General features: G+C 67.6%; 15 protein-coding genes. 5 read left to right on the forward strand and 10 right to left on the reverse strand.

The genetic code is table 11. The features are described from left to right. Positions 1–22 precede the first annotated feature (22 nt). The 4 genes from K7I03_RS11450 to K7I03_RS11465 are packed head-to-tail and all read left to right on the forward strand — an operon-like array spanning position 23 to position 5,641. Positions 23–865, forward strand: coding sequence for a hypothetical protein (locus tag K7I03_RS11450; RefSeq protein ID WP_185941780.1), 843 nt, complete (start codon positions 23–25; stop codon positions 863–865). Between the two features lie 13 nt (positions 866–878). Continuing rightward, positions 879–2,828: a fumarate reductase/succinate dehydrogenase flavoprotein subunit gene (locus tag K7I03_RS11455; RefSeq protein ID WP_185941781.1), complete on the forward strand. Its 1,950-nt coding sequence runs from the start codon at positions 879–881 to the stop codon at positions 2,826–2,828. Next, entirely contained in the window at positions 2,825–3,604 is a 780-nt protein-coding gene (locus K7I03_RS11460) for a succinate dehydrogenase/fumarate reductase iron-sulfur subunit (RefSeq protein WP_185941782.1), read from the forward strand. Before K7I03_RS11455 ends, K7I03_RS11460 begins: the two co-directional genes overlap by 4 nt. A 54-nt stretch (positions 3,605–3,658) precedes the next feature. Next, positions 3,659–5,641, forward strand: coding sequence for a TPM domain-containing protein (locus tag K7I03_RS11465; RefSeq protein WP_185941783.1), 1,983 nt, complete (start codon positions 3,659–3,661; stop codon positions 5,639–5,641). A gap of 199 nt (positions 5,642–5,840) precedes the next feature. Here the strand turns inward: K7I03_RS11465 and K7I03_RS11470 are convergent, their stop codons facing one another. From K7I03_RS11470 to K7I03_RS11490, 5 genes are all read right to left on the reverse strand, one after another. Then, on the reverse strand, positions 5,841–8,399 hold the full coding sequence (locus tag K7I03_RS11470) for a SpoIIE family protein phosphatase (RefSeq protein WP_185941876.1): 2,559 nt from the start codon (positions 8,397–8,399) through the stop codon (positions 5,841–5,843). A gap of 191 nt (positions 8,400–8,590) precedes the next feature. Next, a complete protein-coding gene (locus tag K7I03_RS11475; protein ID WP_185941784.1) occupies positions 8,591–9,004 on the reverse strand; it encodes an ATP-binding protein in 414 nt (137 codons plus the stop codon). Positions 9,005–9,219: 215 nt separating this feature from the next. Further along, entirely contained in the window at positions 9,220–9,441 is a 222-nt protein-coding gene (locus K7I03_RS11480; protein WP_185941785.1) for an SPOR domain-containing protein, read from the reverse strand. Positions 9,442–9,599: 158 nt separating this feature from the next. Beyond that, complete coding sequence (locus K7I03_RS11485) at positions 9,600–11,252, reverse strand: APC family permease (protein WP_185941786.1); 1,653 nt, start codon at positions 11,250–11,252, stop codon at positions 9,600–9,602. A 359-nt stretch (positions 11,253–11,611) separates the two neighbouring features. Further along, on the reverse strand, positions 11,612–12,364 hold the full coding sequence (locus K7I03_RS11490) for a GntR family transcriptional regulator (RefSeq protein ID WP_185941787.1): 753 nt from the start codon (positions 12,362–12,364) through the stop codon (positions 11,612–11,614). Between the two features lie 263 nt (positions 12,365–12,627). Here K7I03_RS11490 and K7I03_RS11495 point away from each other — a divergent pair, with 263 nt between their 5' ends. Continuing rightward, complete coding sequence (locus tag K7I03_RS11495; RefSeq protein ID WP_185941788.1) at positions 12,628–14,019, forward strand: M1 family metallopeptidase; 1,392 nt, start codon at positions 12,628–12,630, stop codon at positions 14,017–14,019. A gap of 885 nt (positions 14,020–14,904) precedes the next feature. Here the strand turns inward: K7I03_RS11495 and K7I03_RS11500 are convergent. The 5 genes from K7I03_RS11500 to K7I03_RS11520 all read right to left on the reverse strand — a co-directional run bounded on the left by K7I03_RS11500 (position 14,905) and on the right by K7I03_RS11520 (position 22,507). After that, complete coding sequence (locus K7I03_RS11500) at positions 14,905–15,753, reverse strand: HNH endonuclease (RefSeq protein ID WP_185941789.1); 849 nt, start codon at positions 15,751–15,753, stop codon at positions 14,905–14,907. A gap of 20 nt (positions 15,754–15,773) precedes the next feature. Continuing rightward, positions 15,774–17,300, reverse strand: a complete 1,527-nt coding sequence (locus tag K7I03_RS11505; RefSeq protein ID WP_185941790.1) for an AAA family ATPase — start codon at positions 17,298–17,300, stop codon at positions 15,774–15,776. A gap of 197 nt (positions 17,301–17,497) precedes the next feature. Then, positions 17,498–18,220, reverse strand: a complete 723-nt coding sequence (locus K7I03_RS11510) for a M48 family metallopeptidase (RefSeq protein ID WP_185941791.1) — start codon at positions 18,218–18,220, stop codon at positions 17,498–17,500. Continuing rightward, the gene (locus tag K7I03_RS11515) at positions 18,207–21,299 is read right to left on the reverse strand and encodes a type I restriction endonuclease subunit R (RefSeq protein ID WP_185941792.1); all 3,093 of its coding nucleotides are present in this window, start codon (positions 21,297–21,299) and stop codon (positions 18,207–18,209) included. Before K7I03_RS11515 ends, K7I03_RS11510 begins: the two co-directional genes overlap by 14 nt. After that, complete coding sequence (locus K7I03_RS11520) at positions 21,296–22,507, reverse strand: restriction endonuclease subunit S domain-containing protein (protein WP_221902721.1); 1,212 nt, start codon at positions 22,505–22,507, stop codon at positions 21,296–21,298. Before K7I03_RS11520 ends, K7I03_RS11515 begins: the two co-directional genes overlap by 4 nt. Positions 22,508–22,517: the final 10 nt, after the last annotated feature.

Genomic DNA, 22,517 nt, shown 5'->3' on the forward strand with positions numbered 1-22,517 from the left:
CCCGCTCCTCGACGGAGTCCCTTTGTCCACTGGCACCGACCCCAGACCGTCCGCCGCCGCCGGCTCCCCGGCGCGCGGCGGCGTCCACCACTCCTCACGGGCCTCGATCGCCCCCCGCCACCTGCGCCGCGACCGCTGGTGGCTGCCGCCCGCGGCCACGGCGGCCGGACTGCTGGCGTTCGTCGTCTACTCCACCTGGCGGGCGTTCGCCGACGAGCGCTACTACGCCGCGCCCTACGTCTCGCCGTTCTACTCGCCCTGCCTCGCCGAGCGCTGCGTCCCCATGAAGGACGGCGCCGACTGGGGGCTCTTCGGTTCCTGGTGGGCCCTGTCGCCCGCGCTGCTGGTCCTGATCTTCCCGCTGGGCTTCCGGCTCACCTGCTACTACTACCGCAAGGCGTACTACCGCGGGTTCTGGGCCTCTCCCCCGGCCTGCGCGGTCGCCGAGCCGCACGCGAAGTACACCGGGGAGTCCCGCTTCCCGCTGGTGCTGCAGAACATCCACCGGTACTTCTTCTACTTCGCGGTGATCGTCGCGGGCATCCTCACCTACGACGCCGTCCTCGCCTTCCGCGACGAGCACGGCGCCTGGGGGCACATGGGTCTCGGCACCCTCGTCATGCTCGCCAACATCGGCCTGATCTGGGCGTACACGCTCTCGTGCCACTCGTGCCGGCACATCGTCGGCGGGCGCCTGCGCACCTTCTCCAAACACCCCGTGCGCTACCGCATGTGGGGCCTGGTGAGCCGGCTGAACGCCCGTCACATGCTGCTCGCCTGGGCGTCCCTGATCAGCGTCGCGCTGGCCGACCTGTACGTGTACCTGGTCGCCGGCGGCGTGTTCGACGATCCGCGCTTCTTCTAGGAGAGACCTACTGATGACTCGGGTGGACCGGCAGTCCTGGGACGTGGTCGTGGTGGGCGCGGGGGGCGCCGGGCTGCGTGCCGCGATCGAGGCCCGCGAGCAGGGACTGCGCTGCGCGGTGATCTGCAAATCGCTGTTCGGCAAGGCGCACACGGTGATGGCCGAGGGCGGCATCGCCGCCTGCATGGGCAACGTGAACGCGAACGACAACTGGCAGGTGCACTTCCGCGACACGCTGCGCGGGGGCAAGTTCCTCAACGACTGGCGGATGGCCGAACTGCTGGCGCGGGAGGCCCCGGACCGGGTGTGGGAGCTGGAGACCTGGGGGGCGGTCTTCGACCGGACGCCGGACGGGCGGATCTCACAGCGGAACTTCGGCGGGCACGAGTACCCGCGGCTGGCACACGTGGGCGACCGGACCGGCCTGGAGCTGATCCGCACGCTCCAGCAGAAGGTCGTCGCCCTCCAGCAGGAGGACTTCCGGCGGCACGGCGACCACGAGGCCCGGCTGAAGGTGTTCCAGGAGTGCACGGTCACCCGGGTGCTCCGCGACCGCGACGCCGTCTCCGGCACCTCCCGGGTCTCCGGCGTCTTCGGCTACGAGCGCGAGTCCGGGCGGTTCCTCGTCCTGGAGGCGCCGGCCGTGGTGCTGGCCACCGGCGGCATCGGCAAGTCGTTCAAGGTGACCTCCAACTCCTGGGAGTACACCGGCGACGGGCACGCCCTGGCGCTGCTCGCCGGGGCCCGGCTGGTGAACATGGAGTTCGTCCAGTTCCATCCGACGGGCATGGTCTGGCCGCCGTCCGTGAAGGGCATCCTCGTCACCGAGTCGGTGCGCGGCGACGGCGGGGTGCTGCGCAACAGCGACGGCAAGCGGTTCATGTTCGACTACATCCCCGACGTCTTCAAGGAGAAGTACGCGGAGACGGAGGACGAGGGCGACCGCTGGTACACCGACCCCGACCACAACCGCCGGCCGCCGGAGCTGCTGCCGCGCGACGAGGTGGCGCGGGCGATCAACTCCGAGGTGAAGGCGGGCCGCGGCTCGCCGCACGGCGGGGTGTTCCTGGACGTCTCGACGCGGATGCCGGCCGACGTCATCCGCCGCAAACTGCCGTCCATGCACCACCAGTTCAAGGAGCTGGCGGACGTGGACATCACCGCGGAGGCCATGGAGGTCGGCCCCACCTGCCACTACGTGATGGGCGGCGTCGAGGTCGACCCGGACACCGCGGCGGCGGTCGGGGTGCCGGGTCTTTTCGCGGCCGGCGAGGTGGCGGGCGGGCTGCACGGCTCCAACCGGCTCGGCGGCAACTCCCTCTCCGACCTGCTGGTGTTCGGACGGCGCGCGGGCCTGTACGCGGCCCGGTACGCGGCCGGGCTGGACGGGGCGGGACGGCCCGCGGTGTCCGACGCGGACGTGGCGTCGGCGGAGGCGGAGGCGCTGCGGCCGTTCGGCGCCGAGGAGAGCACCGGCGGGGCCGCCGAGAATCCGTACGCCCTGCACCAGGAGCTCCAGCAGTCGATGAACGACCTGGTGGGGATCATCCGGAAGGCGCCCGAGATGGAGGAGGCGCTGCGCCGGCTGTCCGGGCTGCGGGCCCGCGCCCGGCGGGCCGGGGTCGAGGGGCACCGGCAGTTCAACCCGGGCTGGCACCTGGCGCTGGACCTGCGGAACATGCTGCTGGTCAGCGAGTGCGTGGCGCGGGCGGCGCTGGAGCGGACGGAGAGCCGCGGCGGACACACCCGGGACGACCACCCGGGCATGGACCGGCGCTGGCGGAAGGCGCGGCTGGTCTGCCGGCTGGCCGACGACAGCACCGAGCCGGCCGCCGAGGACCCGGCGCTGGGCCGCATCCGGCTGGAGCGGCAGGAGCCGCCCGCGATCCGTCCCGACCTGCTGGAGCTGTTCGAGAAGGACGAGCTGAAGAAGTACCTGACGGACGAGGAGCTCACCCGATGAGTTATCAGGCCCGCTTCAAGGTGTGGCGGGGTGACGCTGACGGCGGCGGCCTCACCGACTACGAGGTCGCCGTCAACGAGGGTGAGGTCGTCCTCGACATCATCCACCGGCTGCAGGCCACCGCCGCGCCGGACCTGGCCGTCCGCTGGAACTGCAAGGCGGGCAAGTGCGGTTCGTGCAGCGCGGAGATCAACGGCCGGCCGCGGTTGATGTGCATGACGCGGATGTCGGTGTTCGACCCGGCGGAGACGGTCACGGTGACGCCGATGCGGGCGTTCCCGGTCGTCCGCGACCTGGTGACGGACGTGTCGTACAACTACGCCAAGGCGCGGGACGTGGCCTCGTTCGCCCCGCCGCCGGACCTCAAGCCGGGCGAGTACCGGATGCGGCAGCAGGACGTGGACCGGCTCCAGGAGTTCCGCAAGTGCATCGAGTGCTTCCTGTGCCAGAACACCTGCCATGTGGTGCGTGACCACGAGGAGAACAAGCCCGCGTTCGCCGGGCCGCGCTTCCTGATGCGCGTCGCCGAGCTCGACATGCACCCGCTGGACGCCGCCGCCGAGGCGGGCGTCGACCGCAAGGCGGCGGCCCGCGAGGACCACGGGCTCGGCTACTGCAACATCACCAAATGCTGCACGGAGGTCTGCCCTGAGCACATCAAAATCACCGACAACGCGCTGATCCCGCTGAAGGAGCGGGTCGTCGACCGCTCCTACGACCCGCTGGTCTGGCTGGGCAGCAAGATCCGCCGCCGGGGCGCCGGGCACGGAACGTAATACCACACACCCTCCCGGTAGCGGCTCCGGCAAACCGGTCATACCCTCCGAAGTGTGACGCGGCTTTTGAGGCGGTACGGGCCCGGGGCGCCGGGCCCGGCCATCGTCGGCGCCCTCTTCGCGCTGTGCGTCCTCCTCCTCCCGGCGCCGTCCGTCGCCCGTGCCGAGACCCCGCTCGACCTCGACGCCACCGGGCACGTCACCGACACGGTCGGCGCGCTCGGCCGCCGCCGGCCCCAGGTCGAGGCCGCCCTCGCCCGGCTGGCCGGCCGGGACGTCCAGCTCTACGTCACCTACGTGCACGACTTCTCCGGCCGCACCGGCCGCGAGTGGGCCGACGCCACCGCCGACCGCAACGGCCTGGGCCCCCACGACGTCCTGCTCGCCGTCGCCACCTCCCCCCGGCAGTTCGCCGTCTCCGCCGCCCAGGACTCCGGCTTCCGCGCCGACCAGCTCCAGCAGGTCGCCACCGTCGCCATCACCCCCGCCCTGAAGGCCCACGACTGGGCCGGGGCCGCGATCGGGGCCGCCGACGGCTACCGGTCCGTCCTCGCCGGCCAGGCCGTCCGGCCGCCCGTCATCGTCCCCGGCCGCAGCGACCCCGGGGACAGCGGGCTGCTCCCCGGCGACCGGCGGTTCTGGGCACCCGTGGCGGCCGGGGCGCTGCTCTGCCTGGCCGGACTGCTGCTGCGCCGGCAGCGGCGCCGCCGGGCCCGCCGGCGGGTCACCCTCGTCCCGTTCCGTACCCCCGTAGCCTCCGTCACCGTCTCCGCCTCCACCGAGCCGGGCCTCGCCCGGATGGCCCAGCCGCTCACCCCGCTGCCCGACCTGGAGACGGAGGCGTCGCTCAACCTCGTCGCGACCGACGACGCCGTCCGCACCAGCGCCGAGGAGCTGTCCTTCGCCGTCGCCCAGCTCGGCGAGGCGGCGACGCTGCCGTTCGCCGAGGCCGTCGGCTACGCGCGCGGCGAGCTGGCCGCCGCCTTCCGGCTGCGGCAGCGGCTCGACGACGCCCCCGCCCACGACGACGACTTCCGCCGGCACGCCCTCGACGAGATCTGCTCCCGCTGCACCAGCGCCAACCGGCGGCTGGACGCCGAGGCGGCCGCCTTCGACCGGCTGCGCGCGCTCAAGGCCAACGCGGCGGTCGTCCTCGACCGCGCGGAGGACGCCGCCCGGGCCCTCGAACCACGCATCGACGCCGCCGAGAACGCCCTGTTCGCCCTCCGCCACCGGTGCACCGAGGACGCGCTGGCCCCCGTCTGGCGGTACCCGGCCGAGGCCCGCGACCGGCTCGCCTTCGCGGGCGCCGCCCTGGAGGACGCGCACACCGGCCTCGCCGAGGGCGACCGGGACCGGGCCGCGGTCTCGGTCCGCGCGGCCGAGGCCGCGCTCTCCCAGGCCCGCACCCTGGCCGCCGCCGCCCTCCGGCACGCCCACGAACTCGACGGCGCCACCCGGCGGCTCGCCGAGGCCCTGGCGGACGCGGAGGCCGCGGCGGAGGGCCACACGGAGGGCGCCGCCTTCGACCTGCTCACCGCCGTCCGCCGCGAGGTCGCCTGCGAACGGACCGACCCGCGGGCCGTCCTCCGCCGCATCGACGAGGCCGCCGCCGCCTTCGACGACGACCTGCCCCCCGACGACCCGGCCCGCGCCACCCGCACCCGCGCCCGGACCGGCCGCGCCCTCCTCACCGCCCGCGCCCGGGTCGCGGGCGCCCGCGACTTCATCGCCACCCACCGCGGCGCCGTCGGCGCCCGCGCCCGCACACGGCTCGCGGAGGCCGAGCGGCACCTGACGCTGGCGCGCCGGGACCCGGCCGAGGCCACCCGTGCCGAATTGCTCGCCCTCCAGGCCCGGACGGCCGCCGAACGCGACGTGGGCGTCTACGGCGTCGCCCACGCCATGCCCGACACGGCGCGCCCGGCGCGGGCGCTGGGCGGCGCCCTCCTCGGCGGCATCGTCCTCGCGGGGCTGCTGCCGGCGACGTTCGGCGGCGGCGCGACACGGGGGCGCCTGGCGGCGCCGGAGCGGTGAGGATGCCCCGGTCCCGCCCTTTCACCGTTTCTCGCGGGGGCAAGCCCCCGCACCCCCGAAACCGCGCTCCGCGCGGTTGTCCTCAAACTCCCCTAGAGGGGGGAGTTTGAGGACGAGCGGCGAAGCCGCGAAAAGGGGGTCTGGGGCGCAGCCCCAGGAAACGGCGAAGGGGCGGGACTGGGGCACCCTCCCCCGAGCCTCAATAGAGGCTCATAAGAGCCTCCACCGCATCAGGCGCCCCCGCCTCTCCATCCGGCAAGGCCAACTCAAACCACACCGTCTTCCCCTGCGGAGGAATCCGCCGACTCCCCCAAGCCGCACTCAGCAACCCCACCAACTGCAGGCCCCGCCCCCCTTCATCCGTATCCCGAGCCCGCCGCCGCCGAGGCTGCACCGACCCCGCGTCCCACACCTCGCACACCAGCGTCCGGTCCAGCAGCAGCCGCAGCCGGATGTCCCCCTCCCCGTACCGCAGTGCGTTGGTGACCAGCTCACTCACCAACAACTCGGTGGTGTCCACCAGGCTCTCCAGCCCCCACTGCGGCAGCATTTCCCGGGCCAGCTCCCGGGCCCGGGAGACGGACCGCGGCTCGGGAGGCAGGGTCCAGTCGCCGACGTGCCCGGGCGGCAGCCCCCGCAGCCGGGCCATCAGCAGAGCGATGTCGTCCTCGCCGTGATGAGTGTCCAGAGCGGACAGGACGTGATCACACACGTCCTCCAGCGGCCGGGCCGGATCGGTAAGAGCGTCACGGAACGCCTGGAGCCCCTCGTCCAGCGGGTGATCCCGGGACTCGACCAGACCATCGGTGTACAGCGCGAGCAGCGCCCCGTCCGGCAGCTCCAGGACGGTCTCCTCGAACAGCTCGCCGCCCACCCCGAGCGGCATCCCCGGCTGCACCTCCAGCAGCCGCGCCGGCTTGCCCTCCTCGACCAGGACGGGTGGCAGGTGCCCGGCGTTGGCGACCGTGCAGCGCCGGGTGACCGGGTCGTACACCGCGTAGACGCACGTCGCCAGGTACACCTCGGACAGATCGGCGGGGCGGACGCTCCCCCGCACCCCGCGCGAGGCGGACTGCTTGCCGCCGGGCCGGCCGAGGCCGTGGGCGATCTCGTCGAGGGCGGACAGCACCTCGGCCGGTTCCATGTCCAGCATGGCCAGGGTCCGTACGGCGGTGCGGAGTTCGCCCATGGCGACGGCGGCCCGCAGGCCGCGGCCCATGACGTCGCCGACGACCAGGGCCGTACGGTGGCCGGGCAGTTCGATGACGTCGAACCAGTCGCCGCCCACCTCGGTCGCCGCGTTGCCGGGCAGATAGCGGCAGGCGATCTCCAGCCCGGCGGCCTCGGGGTCGACCGGGGGCAGCAGGCTGCGCTGGAGGATGAGGGCCCGCTCGTGCTCGCGCCGGTAGAGGCGGGCGTTGTCGATGCAGACCGCCGCCCGCGAGGCCAGCTCCACGGCGACGGCCGTCTCCCGCTCGCCGAACGGCTCGCTGCCCTTGGTGCGGGTGAACTGGACCAGCCCCATCACCGTGTCCCGGGCGACCATCGGCACCGCCAGCGTGCACTGCGCCGACATGCCCGGCTCGGGCGGTTCGGCGCCCTCCCGCCCGCCGCCGGGGACGGCCTGCACCTGGGCGGTGCGCAGGGCGCCGGCACACGGCGAGTGGAAGGGGTACCGGTGCACCTCGCCGACCTGGATGGCCTTCTCGTCGGGCTCGTCGGAGGCGACCGGCGCGCCCGACACGGCGCTGGCGAAGGCGACGCGGCGCAGCTCGGCGCTGCCGTCGGCCAGGCCGGGCGGCGCCTCGTCGCCGGCGAGCAGCCCCTGGTAGAGGTCGACGGAGGCGAGGTCGCAGAACTGCGGGACGGCGACGTCCAGCAGTTCGCGGGCGGTGGTCTCCAGGTCGAGGGAGGTGCCGATACGGGCGCTGGCCTCGTTGAGCAGCGCCAGGTTGCGCCGGACGCCGGCGGCCTCCCGTTCGGCGCGGCGGCGGCCGGTGACGTCGGTGGCGATGGCGGCCACGCCGATGGGCCGCCCGCTGCCGCCGTGCAGCCGGTAGAGCGACACCGACCAGCGGCGGCGTTCGGCCTTGCCGGGGATCGGCCCCATCAGTTGGAGATCGGCCACCGGCCGGCCCGTGTCGAGGACCTGGCGGAGCGCGAGCGTCAGCCGTTCGGCCTCGGTGCGGGGCAGGAACTCGTGCGGCCTGCGGCCCCGGTGCCAGGCCACGGGACGGCCGAGGGCCTGGGCGAAGCTCTCGTTGACGCGGAGCAGCCGCAGGTCCGTGCCGAAGAAGAAGAACCCCAGGGGAGATTGGCCGAAAACGGCTTCCGACGCCGCGATGTCGGTCTCTATTCCCTGGAGCGCCCGGACGTCGACGGCCACACAGAGCGCGGCGCGCTCGCCGCGCTCGTTCCGGCTGGGCATCACGTAGACCTCGGCGAGGCCCTGCTGCCGCCCGTCGCGCTGGTACGGGACGAGGCCGGTCCGGGCGCGGGCGTCCGGCTCCGCACCGAGCGGCAGGTCCCCCGGGCCGCCCAGGTCGCCCAGGTCGCCCAGGTCGCCCGAAAAGAGGACCCCTTGCTGCGCGGCGGCGAACACGTCCTGGGGATCCCGGCCGACCGCCTGACCCGGAGTTATTCCGAAGAGCTCGGTGGCGCGCTCGCTCCACTGCTCGATCCGGCCGTCGGGTCCCAGCGAGAACGACGCCACGCGGATGTAGTCGTAGAGGGATCCGGGCGGGCTGTTCTGCCACATCGAGGTCGTGTCCTTACCCTCTGGGCCGCCCGCCTCGGCGCCCGCTGGCTTTTCGCTCACGTGCCCGTCCCCTCCGGCTCATGTGCTCGCACCGGCATCAGAAGGCCGAGTATCCAGCACGGGAGGCCCTCGGAACACGGACTTCACGATCACAGCACGGTCTCGACCCGCAATGGGTCTTCCCCGGGTTCCTAACCTGGCAAGCTCAGTTCGAACCACACCGTCTTGCCGTTGTCACCCCGGCGGGTACCCCAGCGGCGGGACGCCAGTGCGACGAGTTGCAGTCCACGCCCGCCCTCGTCGTCGGCTTCGGCCACACGTTCGCGGGGCGGATCGGGCAGCGGATCGGAGACCTCGACCTGCAGCACCCGGCCGGCGCGGGAGTACATCCGGACGCCGATGGGGCCGGTGGCGTGCCGCAGGGAGTTGGTGACGAGCTCGCTCACGAGGAGGACGGTGACGTCGGTGACGTCCGCCAGTCCCCAGGCGAGCAGGGTGTCGCGGACGAGCGTACGGGCGGTGCGCACCGCACCGGCCTCGGCGGGGAAGCTCCATTCGGCGAAACCCGGCGTCGATGCCAGTGCGCTGTCGCTCACGCCGACCACTTCCCAGACCGCTCTGATGCGACCCAGCCGGAATGCCCGGCTTGGGACCAATAATCAGCACATACCCGGTATGAGGGTCGGTGTACCGCTCCGGCCCGCAGTCGGGTTACGGCGGGTGACGACGCGCCGATGGGACAGGCGGGACGGGTGTGCGTGGCCTGAACAGGGTGAAGGAAGGGGCCCGGCTCCGGAAACGGCCACGGGTGGCCCCCCGGTCAGGGGGCCACCCGTACGCGTTCGACTATGTAGAGCTGCCGGCGGCCCCTCTTGTCCGGGGCCTTGTCCGTCGCCTTGTCCGGCGTCTCCAGGCTCTCGTCCAGGCGGTCGGCCACGCGCTCGGCCTCCAGCCTGGTGGCGTACCGCCCGACGCGGTAGCGATTGCCGTTGTCGTCCTGGCGGATCACCAGCCAGGGCAGGACCGGTTCGTTCTCACTCATCGCCCCTGCCCCTCCGCCGTCGCACCCTTCGGGAAGAAACCGCAGTCCGCATATGCCCGAGCGTACGCCCGACCTTTACGCAGCGGATACGGGTTTTCACGAAGAGGTGCGCATTCGGCCATGCGTACGCGCGCCCTCAGGCGCGCGCACGCGCGCCGTCACGCCTTGGAGGCCGACGGGACCGCGTCCTCGGACTCGCTCGCCGCCTCGGCGCGCTCGGCCTCCGCGATCTCCTCCTCGGCGGCGACCAGGGAGGGGTTGCGCCAGGCGCTCCGCACACCCCACATGTAGAAGACCAGGCCGATCAGGGCGACGACCAGCAGGTCCCAGCCCTCGGCCAGGTAGCCCTTGCCGTTGTAGTCCTTGCCGCCGGCCCACGAGACGAAGGCCATGACCAGCAGGTACGCCACCATCCAGGCGCCGGCCTTGAGGTGCGGCTTGAGCTCGGCCCACGGCTTGCGCAGCTCGTACCAGGCCCAGATCGGCAGACCGACCGCCATGATCAGGATGACCTTGCCGGTGAGCGGCCACTTGCCCCAGTAGAGGACCAGCGAGCCGAAGATCATCGCGACGGGCGCGATGACGGGCATGGCGCGCAGCTTCACCGGGCGGTTGATGCCCGGGGCGATGCGGCGCAGCGACATCACGGCGACGGGGCCGGTGATGTACGAGATGACGGTCGCGATCGAGACGATCTCGGCCAGCGAGCCCCAGCCGCGGAAGACCGCGAGGAACAGGAAGGCGATGACCAGGTTGAGCAGCAGGGCCGGACGCGGCACGCCGGTCTTCGGGTCGACCTTGCCGAAGATGCCCGGCAGGTGGCCGTTCTCCTGCACACCGTGGATCATGCGCGAGGTGGTCGCGGCGTAGATCATGCCGGTGCCGGACGGGGAGATGAACGCGTCCGCGTAGAGGACGATCGCCAGCCAGTTCAGGCCCCAGGCGATGGCCAGGTCGGCCAGCGGGGACTTGTAGGTGAGGGCGCTCCAGCCGTCGCCGAGGTCGGCGGCGGGGACGGCCATCAGGAAGGCGACCTGCAGCGCGATGTAGATGACCAGCGCGATCAGAATCGAGCCGATGACGGCCTTCGGCAGCGACTTGCCCGGGTTGCGGGCCTCCCCGGCCATGTTCAGCGGGGACTGGAAGCCGTTGTAGGCCCAGACGATGCCGGAGGTCGCCACGGCGGTGAAGACGGCGCTCCAGCCGTTGGGCGTGAAGCCGCCCGCCACCTTGATGTTGTGGGTGTCGAAGTGCGACCACATCAGGGCGCCGGCGGTCAGGACCGGGACGACGACCTTGAAGACGGTGATCGCGTTGTTGGTCTTCGCGAACAGGGTGATCGCGAACCAGTTCAGGAAGAAGTAGAAGACCAGCAGGACGCTGGCGAGGGCCACACCGGAGCCGGTGAGCTCCTTGCCGTCGTACAGCTCCTTGGCCCAGCTCCACTTCCAGGAGCTCATGTACTGGACGGAGGCGGTCGCCTCGCCGGGGATGACGGAGACGATCGCGATCCAGTTGGCCCAGGCGGCGAGGTAGCCGGCGAGCGAGCCGTGCGAGTACTGGCCGTAGCGGACCATGCCGCCGGCCTTGGGGAACATCGCACCCAGCTCGCTGTAGGTCAGGGCGATGGTCAGCGCCACGACGGCACCGATGACCCAGGCCAGGATCGCCGCCGGCCCGGCGATGCCGGCGGCGCGCTGGGCGCCGAAGAGCCAGCCGGAGCCGATGATCGACCCGAGGCCGACGGCCGTCAGGGCCACCGGACCGAGGGTCCGGCGGTAATTGGAGTGGGAACCCCGTTCGGTACTCAAGCCCCGGCTCTCCTTTTCTTTCTTACTCCCCCACAGCAGGACACAAACCGCGCCATCGTACGAGCGATTTGGCCGGGTCGGTTCTGCCAAAAGCCCCTGAGCTGGGGCTATGTGAGTTTTGCAACACAAGAAACCAGGGCTTTATATGGGTGCATACAGGGGCATCCCGCACAGTTCCTACCCTCGGGTAGGGAGTGCGGGTAAGGGTCTCTTTCCGGCCACGCTCCTGACTCGTGAGTCAGTTCCACCGGACGTCGGAAGCGTTCACGAGGACGACATGCCGCCTTCACCGTCAGGTGGTACGCGAAACGCGGTCCGCCCGGTTCCCCTCACCCCCCTGTGAACCCGGTTACTTCCGGCTACTTCACCGGAAGGTGGTACGCGACGCGGTGCCGCTCGGCCAGCATCACCACGTCCGCCGTCTCCACCGCCCGCCCGCCCGCGAAGTACGTCCGCGAGACGACCAGCACGCAGTGGCCCGGCACCCCGCCCAGCGCCAGCGTCTCCTGCGCCAGGCCCGGGCGGGCGCTGATCTCCTCGGTGACGTTGTCCACGACGAGGTCGATGGCCGCCATCCGCTCGACCACCCCCCGGCCGGCCAGCGGGCCCTCCTCGGGGAGCATCACCGGCGTCCGGCCGGTGACGGCGAGCGGCTCCCAGGAGGTGGAGAGCATCGCCGGCTCGCCGGCGCAGCGGAACAGGTAGTCGGTGCGCATCACCCGGTCGCCGGGCGCGATCCGCAGCCGCTCGGCGACCGCGGGCGAGGCGGACAGCTGCTCGCTGCGGGCCTCCCAGGCGCCCTTGACCCGGGGGTCGGCCTGCTCCTGGCGGAACGACGAGGACTCCCCCACCCCCCGGTAGCCGGTACGCACCACGGCGCGCCGCTCGGGCCGCTCCCGGACGTAGGTGCCCGACCCGGACCGGCCCTCCACCAGCCCCTCGGCCATCAGCACCTTGCGGGCCTCCAGGGCGACCGTGTCCGAGACGCCGTACTGCTCGCGGATGCGGGCCTGGGAGGGGAGGCGGGTGTGCGGCGGCAGCTCGCCGGCGACGATCTTCTGACGGAGATCGCCGGCGACGCGGAGATATGCGGGCTGGTCACCGAATGCCACGTCCACTCCCAAGGTTGACTTTCCGCAACAGCTTCGCAACTCACCGTGGCGATCCGCAACTAAGGGCCAAGGAATCACTAGATGTGGTGAATTGCAGCTCAGAAGGGTGTGAGCGCCGCCCTGACGCACGTGCAATACGCACTCTCCGGCGGCACATCTGCGACGATGCGGACGATCCCAGTGATCTTCGGAAGGACCGGCCGACAGGGGGCGATCCGGGACCTTCGGGAGATCCGGGGAGCCGGTGACCCTAAGGAGCCCTCGTGCGCCGCCGCCCCCTTCTCTGCGTCCTGCTGTGTGCCCTCCTGCCGGCCTGCGCCCCCGCCCGGACGACCGTCCGCCCGGCGGACCCCGCGACGGCCGGCGCCAAGGGCGTGGGCGACCCCTTGTTCCCCACCATGGGCAACGGCGGCTACGAGGTGGACCACTACAACCTCGCCCTCTCCTACGAGCCGAAGGACGGGAGCATCACCGCCACCGCGGAGATCAGCGCCCGCACCGACCAGGCCCTGTCATCGTTCAGCCTGGACTTCCACGGCCTCCAGGTGGACCGGGCGACGGTCGACGGCGCCCCGGCCACGGCCACCCGCACCGGCGACGCACTCCGTCTGACGCCCGCCAAGGAACTGGCCTCCGACACCGCCTTCACCGCCGTCATCACCTACCACGGCGTCCCCGAGGCGCTCACCGATCCCGACGGCTCGCAGGAAGGCTGGCTGAAGACCCCCGACGGCGCCGTGGCCCTCGGCGAGCCCAACGGCTCCATGGCCTGGTTCCCCGGCAACCACCACCCCTCCGACAAGGCCGCCTACGACCTCACCGTCAGCGTCCCCGAGGGCGTGACAGCCGTTTCCAACGGCGAACTGAGCAAACAGGAAACGGCGAATGGCCGAACCTCCTTCAGCTGGCACACCGCCGAACCCATGGCCAGCTACCTGGCGACCGTCGCCATCGGCTCCTTCACCCTCGACCGCACGGCCGCCGGCACGGTCCCGCAGACCGTTGCCATCCACACCGCCCAGGCGAAGCGGGCCACCGACGTCCCGGCCTGGGTCGCCTCCGCCACCGACTGGGGAGCCCGGCTCTTCGGCCCGTACCCCTTCTCCTCCACCGGCGCCACGATCGGCTCGGGCCCGTCCATCGACTACGCCCTGGAGACCCAGACCCGCCCCTACTTCAACCACGCCCCCGACGAGATCTCCCTCGTCCACGAGATCGCCCACCAGTGGTTCGGCGACTCCGTCACCCCCGGCTCCTGGCAGGACATGTGGCTCAACGAGGGCTTCGCCACCTACGCCGAGTGGCTCTGGCAGGAACAACACGCGGGCCCCACCGCGGCGGACACCTTCGCCGAGTACTACGCCCTCCCGAAAACGGACGACCTCTGGACCTTCCCACCCGCGAACCCCCCATCGGCCGAGGACATCTCCGGCGACCCGGTCTACTACCGAGGCGCGATGACCCTCCACAGACTCCGCGAGACGGTGGGCGACGCGAACTTCTCCACCATCCTCCGCACCTGGACGACGGACCACCGCCACGGCAACGTCCGCACGACGGACTTCACGGACCTGTGCACGAAGCTGGCGGGCAAGGACCTGTCCCCCCTCTTCCAGAAATGGCTCTACACCAGCGGCAAACCGGCGGCGCCGTAGCCGGGATCACGCGATACGCGAGGGGGACGCGACCGGCGAAGGAGCCGGCTCCGAACGGGAGATGACGGTCCGCCCCGAAACGGCTGAGGTCGAGTAAGGGGCCGGGCTCCTAAGAGCCCGGCCCCTTACTCGTCAGTGATGTCGCCTTCCGCCCGGTCACACGTTGAAGCGGAACGTGGGGCGGCCGATTCTGACCTGCGGCGGAGGCCCATTCACATCTTTAACCTGCAGCTTTACGGTTGCCCTGCGATGGGCTGCGACAGCCGATTACGGCCTTCTTGCGGACTGAGTGCGGACTGACTGCGGACTGCCCTTGGAACGCTGCCCATGCGGGCTCGGCACCTCGCTGCTTGCACCGAGCAACCCCTTCCTGGTGCCCGCTTCCGCCGTGGTGCGAGCTGTCGTTGATCGGTGCGGACCCAGGCAATGGTAGGGCGCGCACGGCGGGTCGGCGCGACCGAGACCGCGAGGTGTCCGTCCTCCCTGAAGTCGACGTCTTCGGCGCCAACGCATCCGGTAAGACGAACCTCCTTCACTTTTCAACAGGCGGAACGCCGTACGCACCTCGTTCCCCGACTCGGCGACCGATGCAGGGCGCCGCGGCATCCTTCAAACTGGATACGGCCGCTGCGGAGAGGACAACACTCGACGAGATCGACCTGATGCTGGGCGTAAATCCGGTTTGCACGCCTAGGTTCCAGTTCTCGGACGAGTGTGGGGAGGCCGTGTGGCTGCACGCCTACCCAGAGGGCAGACGCGTCGCCTGATTCGACTGGGAGGCCGACCGCTCCGAAGACGAGGGCGGAGAGTTTCTGTTCCCTGACTCCGGTCCCAAGGTGGGCGTCCATCGACGAGGAGCTGCGCCGCCGCACCCGATCTGGTGAGTTACGACGAGCCCATTGAGCTGGGACTGTCTTGCATCGAGGAGCCTTCGCAATAGAGGTCGTCGGCTGCGAGTGTCCGGTACGTGATGCCTTCGCAGCTGTTGAGGTCTACGGCGAGCCGGCTCTCCGCTTCATCCTCCAGGTAGACTCGGACCATGCGTGCGCCACCGCGTTTACGCTGCCTCTCCACGCTATACGTCACATCGGAGATCGCGCGGTTGGCTTCGATGGCGTAGCGCTTCCCCAGCTCGAAGAGCCTAAAGTGGTTTTCGACCCGTGCGATGAGCGTGGCATCCCAGGATGCCGGCGGGTTGACGAAGAAGCGCAGCCGCACCGTGCCCGAATCGTGGATCGATTGCGCATCCAACCAGCCCTCATGGGATATCCGGTCGAGATATGGATGCAGGAGGGTGTTCTCGGCGCTGTCCGGCTGCTTGTTCCCCTTGATCAAATTGCACCGCTCGCAGACGGGGACAAGGTTGAGCGGATCGACACACAGCACAGGGAAGTGACTCTTCGGCATGAAGTGGTCAAGTTGGCGAACGGTGCCCTGTCTGCACAACGGACAGCGTTCGTTGGGTGGAGCGGCCATCAGCTCGTCACGTATCACCCGCCCCCCGACGGTCTGCATGCCGTTCTCGTAGGCCCAATCCACGAAGGCGTCGTCGGCGATCTCGGGAACCTTAAAGCCCTTCGGGTCAAGGTCATGCAGATTCCTGGCAGCCGCAGCCTCACGAAGCGCCTGACCAGCCTTCTGCACAGCGTTGGCCGCGTTAAGCAGAAGCTCACGCCGCTCTTCCGCTTTGGTACGAGCGACACATGCCCGGTAACTGTCACTCGCCTTCCGCATGGGAACCTTTAGGGGCCACATCAAAGGGCACCATCCGTCTTCTCTGCGAGAAGGACCCGGACCAACCCCTTTGCCTCTCCGCCGAGCTTGCCGCCGAAGTGGGCAACAACCTCCTCGTAGGTGTCCAGCACGGCCACCGCTTTGCCGATCTCCGCATAGAAGCCGGACTCCATTACCTCCAGCCCGAAGACCTCATGAGTCAGCACACCCACGTTCTCACCGTACGTCTCAATCAATGGGCGCTCGGAGCGGCTGCTCTCACCCTGACGTATGAGCTTGTAGACGCAGGACCGCGGCACCGTCTGAAGTACGACTGGCGAGTGTGTAGCAACCACTGCGACGCCGTTGCGCGCGGACAACAGGTTAGACAGCGCCTGCATGAAGGAAGCCAGCAGCGGCGGATGCAAATGGGCCTCAGGCTCGTCCACCAGGACCAGGGACTGCTCTGCCACGAGATGCACGAGCTGTGTCATGGTCAGCGCCACGATAGCGTGACCTGAACTCATCCGCCCAAAGGCAGAGGTCAGTTCCCGCACGTGTGATTCGGGAACTTTCATGCCGACCCGTATGTCCCGGGCGTAGGCCGCGATGGCAGAGTTCGCGAACTGCGGGTCACGACTCAACAGCATCATGGCCTCACGCCAGCGCATGAGCTCGCGCGAGTTGATGACGGCATGGACTCCAGCGTTGAAGGCCGCTTGCAGCCGTTGCTGCTGGGTGCCGGTGGGCAGATCGTCGAGCGAGTTGTCTTGAAGGCCGACGTAGGTGTACTTCACCGCTTGGGGACCGCTCTCCTCGACCACTTCGACGAAGGGATCGAAGGCGCTGAAGGTAACTGAGACCACGTTTACGAACCGCTCGCCCGTTGCGGACGTGGACGTCGGGAGCACATCCACGCGGCCGAATTCCGTGCGCCTCTCGGGCCAGACAACCGCAGCGGCAAGATTCCGTAGCAAGGTCGTCTTGCCAACTCCGTTGCGACCGATGAGGACATGGATATTGCTAGACGGTGTGGATTCCGGATCGACCTTGAAGTCGAGAGTGCTCTCAGCCCCATGCCCCGGTGCTGTGTAGCAGAACCGGTACTCGGTCAGCCGGACTCCGCCGCGTGCGATCCGGTTAAACTGCGCCCTGACCGTCTGTTCCTCGATCGTTCGCAACAGTGATGAGCGTGTCACTGGGTACTGCATAGCGGATTCAAGAAGGTCGAGATTGTAGGCCACGTCAGACAGCCCTCGAAGGATTGCTTCGCGCCTGTCGTGTCCGAGCTTCTTGATGTTGTCGTAGTAGCGATCACTCTGCCCGAGGGAGAAGAGCTCTCCCGGAGGCGAGTCATCGTAGACCCCAGCACGGATGGGGCTGGGGCCGTCTCCCTGATCAGCGACGGCGACCTTGACGAAGCCCAGGTTCATCTGCGTCTGTGAGTCTCTGTACCAGAGCGTATAGCCCGTCCGAAAGCCGAAGTCATCCCAGTCATCGGCCACCAGGACCGCAGCCTCGGGGCCCGAGCGCACTGGCGTATCTTGGGGCAGGACAATGAACTTCACCGGGTCGAGCCTCCGGTTCCGCGGCGGACACCCGCACTTCGGTCGAACTGGGTTTGGACTCTATCGCCTCTCTCTGACAGGACGAGCACGACCTCTTCGGCTCAAGGCCGTGCCCCCTGTCGTGGCTCACGCTGCCGTCAGCAATGCGGTCCTGTTTGCGTAGATTCGCCCTGCGAGGAGTCCCTTCTCCCGCTCTCTCAGCTCCAAGATTCCTCTGCAAGCGGCGCGTCATTCAGCTGGTCACGAAGGCTCCGCCAATTCGGAATGAACCTTTCCATGAGCTTTGTGAAGCGCTCATCGTGATTGCGTTCAAAGTAGTGCGTCATCTCATGGACAACGATGTACTCGAGGCAACCTGGGGGCTTCTTGGCTAGCTCAACATTGAACCAAATGCGCCCGGTCTCACGATTACACGAACCCCACTTGGTCTTCATTCGCTTGATATTCCACCGCGGCACCGAAACCTCGAGAGCGGCTTCCCATTTGGAAATAAAACCCGGGAGCACATGCCGAAGCTGCTCCCGATACCAACGGTCCAATAGTTCCCGCCGTCGTTCAGTCGTTGTGCCGACCGGGATATACAGCAGCAGTCGTTCACCATCTAGTTCGATGTGAGCCCGCCCGGGACGCTCCACGACCTTCATCCTGCGACGAACGCCCCATACATAGTGGGACTCGCCTGTGACCATCTCTCGCGTGGACTGTCGTTCGACAGATTGAAACTGCTCTCGCTGCTGCTTGATCCACGGTAGGCGTTGGATCACAGCGAGTCGCACCTGCTCGTCGTCGAGTTGGTGCGGCGCTGCTACACGGACACGCCCTAGTGGCGGATAAACACCGATGTGCAGGTTCTTGATGTCCTTGTAGATGATGTCAACATCGATGCCACGGATGGTGAGAGAGGCGCTAGCGGTACTCATGGCGCGCCTTCAACAATTCCAGTAGCTCATCAAGCCGGTCAAAGTCGGCGGGCAGCGCCTGAGCGAGCGCGCGCCTGACCTTCTTTTCTTTCATCGTGTCACCCACCCACGAGTCGGGCTTGATATGGAGGATAGTGGTGTCTACAACCACGGAGAGGTCCGATGTTGGACCGAAGAAATCAATCAGAGCGCGGCGAGCACCATTGTTAGCCCACTCCGGGTACTGGGCACCTGACTCGCCCTTGCCAAGCTTGGACGCGTGCTCCAGGAGCTTCGCGAGATAGTCCTTGTAGTCCAAAGCACTCTGCCGCCGTTCCTCAAGTATGGCGTCGAGCAGCTCCGACATCTTGTCGTAGTACTTGGGGTTCATCGGGCGCTCGTCGATGATCACCGCCCGCATATTGTTGGTGATCGTTTCCGCCACCGCTTCCGGGTCCTTCTTGATACCCGCGGGAAGCTTGTCGAGCGCGCCAGCTCCCATCTCGACGATCAACTGGACCAGCCCGGCTTCCTGGAAGTCAGAGACCACCTCGGAGGGGCTGGCGCTGATGTACGTGTCCAGTAGGTGTCGCATGCCGGCTTCATACTGCTTGAAGTCAACATTCTCGCCGGCACCGAGCTTCACCTCTTCACGCACGCTGGCGTAATGGGCGATCTCTTCCTTGATCGTTGTGGCTTCGGCGTCACTGTACCCAGCAGCGAGCATTTCGTTGGCGAGGTTGCCGTACGCGCGAGTCACGGCCGCCACGGACTTGTAAAGCTCCACCCGCTTGGGTTCATTGGCCTTGAGCTGCTCGGTGTTGCCCTGCTCCAGGGCGCAGAAGTACTGCTGGTACTGGAGGGTGTTCTTTGGGGGGGCGACCGGCTCACAGAGCGCCCGGACCTTCTCCAGAGCCTCATCGAGGTCGACACGGGCCTTTTCGATCCGGTCTGACAGCAGCCCTTCGATGTCCTTCGACTCGTAGCCTTCGAGGGCCCCGCCGGTGTAGTGCGTGATCGCGGACTCAAGGGAGTTGAACAGGTCACGGTAGTCGACAATGTAGCCGTAGTCCTTGTCTTCACCATCGAGACGGTTGACCCGGCAGATCGCCTGAAACAGGCCGTGGTCCTGCATCTTCTTGTCGATGTACAGGTAGGTCGCACTCGGAGCATCGAAGCCGGTCAGGAGCTTGTCGACGACGATGAGCAGCCGCATCTGGGCCGGGTCATTGATGAAACGTTCCTTGACGTCCCTCTCGAACTGCTCGACCTTGCCCATCGCCTTGTCTGCAGGCTCGTTGAAGTGATCCGCGAGCATCTGCCGGTAGATCTCGTACTGGCGCAGCCGCTCCGTCGCACCGTGCCCTGAGTCTTCCTTGGCGATGTCACTTGCCTGCGGGGTGTACGACGTGATGATGGCGCATTTACCCTTGAACCCGGCCTGAACGAAAAGCTCGTAGAACTTACACGCCTGGTAGATGCTCTGGCTGACGAGCATGGCATTGCCTCGGCCATCCATCAGCCGCGGCTTGGTCTCCATGTCGAAAAGGATGTCATTGACTATCTGCCGGGCTCGCGGCTCCGAGCTGGCGACCTTCTGAACGGTGCCCCAGCGCTTCTTGAGCTCAGCGCGGGAGAGGTCAGTCATGCCGCGGGTCTTAGCTTCGAACCACTGGTCGACCTTCGCCGGCGAGGTCAAATCCTGGTCGATGTTGCGAGCCTCGTACCGCAGGTCGAGCACGACACCGTCGGCAACGCCCTCATTGAACTTGTAGGTGTGAATGAAGCTGCCGAACCGTTGGACAGTGGTGTCCTTGTCCTTCTTGAGGAGAGGTGTTCCGGTGAAACCAATGAACATGGCCCCAGGCATGAGCGCCTTCATAGCGTCGTGCATCTTGCCCGACTGCGTACGGTGGGCCTCGTCCACGAAGACGAAGAGGTTGCCTTTGGCTTGGAAGTCCTTAGGGACGGCCGTTGTGAGCTCACGAATGAACTCACTCTCAGCTTCATCACGGGCGACCGCGTCTTCCGAGCCACGGAACTTGTGAACCAGCGAGCACATCAGCCACTCTTCGCTCGCGTTCAAAGTGGCAAGGAGATCAGCGCCGCTCCTGGTCCGATAGATGGGCTCTTTGGCTCCCTGAAAGACCTTCTGAATCTGATCATCCAGTTCGGTCCGATCAGTGATCAGCAAGACCCGTGGATTTGTGCCAACTTGAGACTCCCGGATCCATTTAGCCAGCCACACCATCGTCAACGACTTGCCGGAGCCCTGGGTATGCCAGATAATACCGCCCTCGCGCTTGCCGATCCGCTCCTGAGCCGCCTTGACGCCAAAGTACTGGTTGTGCCGACACGTCTTCTTCTGCCCCGCGTCGAAGAGCATAAAGTCATGAACCAGCTCGAGCAGGCGTTTCTTCGAGCAGAGCTGCGTCAACGACCGGTCGAGGGGATCGGCGATGTCGGACGGTTCACGCCACGCGAGCCAGTACTTCTCCGGCGTATCGATAACGCTGTAACGCAGCCCCTCGACGTCGTTGCCGGCCATGACAAGCTGCACCGTCGTGAAGAACGACCGGATGAACTCGGGGCGCTGATTCCCGATGCTTTGCCGGATCCCTTCAGAAACGGCGACCTTCGAGCGCTTGAGCTCAATCGTTCCGAAGGCTATTCCGTTGACGTACAGCACGATATCCGGGCGCTTGGTGTGTTGCCCCAGCACTGTCACTTCCTCCGCTAAGGCAAAGTGATTGGCTTCGGGGTGGGCCCAGTCGATGAGCCACACTGTCTCCGTCTGCTCGCCAACACCAAGCTTGACCCTAACCCCGTACCGGAGCAGGCCGTAGACGTCCCGGTTCGCCTCGTACAGATCGCGGCCGCCACCAAGCGAGGCATCACTCTTCAGTTTGCCGACCGCCTTGCTGATCAGGTTGCCACTGTAGCCCCGAGCGCGGAGATTTTGCGCCAGTAGCTCGACGTCGATGTTGGAGTTTTCCGGGCGATACTCCCAGTTACCAAGGTACTCGTACCCCAGCGAGTCCCGGAACAACTCGACGATGCGGTCTTGGGTTTTGCGCTCCGGCTGGCCGACGTTGCTCATGCTGCGCCCTCCTTGACAGGAAGGCGTGTACGCCCCGTGAGGAGCTCCTGCACCATCCCCGTCTTCATCGCACGTGCCTTAACAAGGCGGCGCTTTGCCACAGCGATCGCATTCTCAGCATCCCGTAGCGTCGCGACAATGGCACGCTGCTCATCAACTGGAGGGAGAATGGGGCTGACGTCGAGGAGCTTCGTCTTTGCGATGTTGTACCGGGTGGCTCCTTGCGCGAGCACCGCCACTAGTGCACGGCCACCGTCGGAACGGAAGAAATATGCCAGGTACGCGGGATCGATGCGACTGTGTCTCTTTAGGCGGTAACCAAAGCAGAAACTATTTAGAAAGGTGGTCGGGCTCGGGCTGAAGTCAACTACAGCAGCCAGTGCCACCTCTTCGGGAGTCTCTGACGACCCGTTAAATAGGACGTCTCCCCGTTGAACTGCGTTCTGCCGTTCGTTAGGCCCCACCGTCACGCGCCCAAGACCGTGACCTAGGAGTCGCGGGCCGGCCATGACTTCCATAAACGTCACAAACTGCGCCGAGCCAGCATCGAAGTCCTTCTTCGCCTTTCCTGTGAGGCCCCCGTACGTGGCACCCTCTTCTCGCAAGCACACCTCGCGCCACAGGTCGTTGAAGCCCGGGAGGCGAGTCCTACCGGTCAACAGCTGCTGCATCATGCCCTGCTTGATCGCCTGCTTCTTAGCGATCATCTGTTCCAGTGCAAAAATCAGGTCATTAACATCTTGTATCGCATCACTAATTCGACCCTGCTCTGCCACCGAAGGCAGAGGCAACGGCATCCGAATGAATTTATCCCGCGGAAGATGCGCGATACTCGTCTGCGTCACATAATTGGAGAACACTCCGACAGATGCCCAATACTCAAGCAGCGCCAGCATCAGCCGAACGTCGTAACCACCTTTCGAACGCAACCTGTGTAGAGCCTTCTGGTAGTAACACTCAAGAAGTTGGTCTCGCCAAATGGCTCCCCGGCCAACTTCGCCACCCTCGCAGACCAGAAGATCACCCTTGCGCAGGCGGAAGCGGCGCATGTCTGATCGCGTCAGAGGAACGGTTCCTACGGCCGACAAGTCAATCCTGCCCCACTGCACTGCCCGGTTCCCGATATACGGTTTTGGAATCCCAATATTCTTGACCGTATCGAGCATCTTACCCAGCTGCACTTCGAACTGATCGCCGATTGTGGACATCGGCCAAGGC

It is taken from the genome of Streptomyces mobaraensis (assembly GCF_020099395.1).
GTDB lineage: Bacteria > Actinomycetota > Actinomycetes > Streptomycetales > Streptomycetaceae > Streptomyces.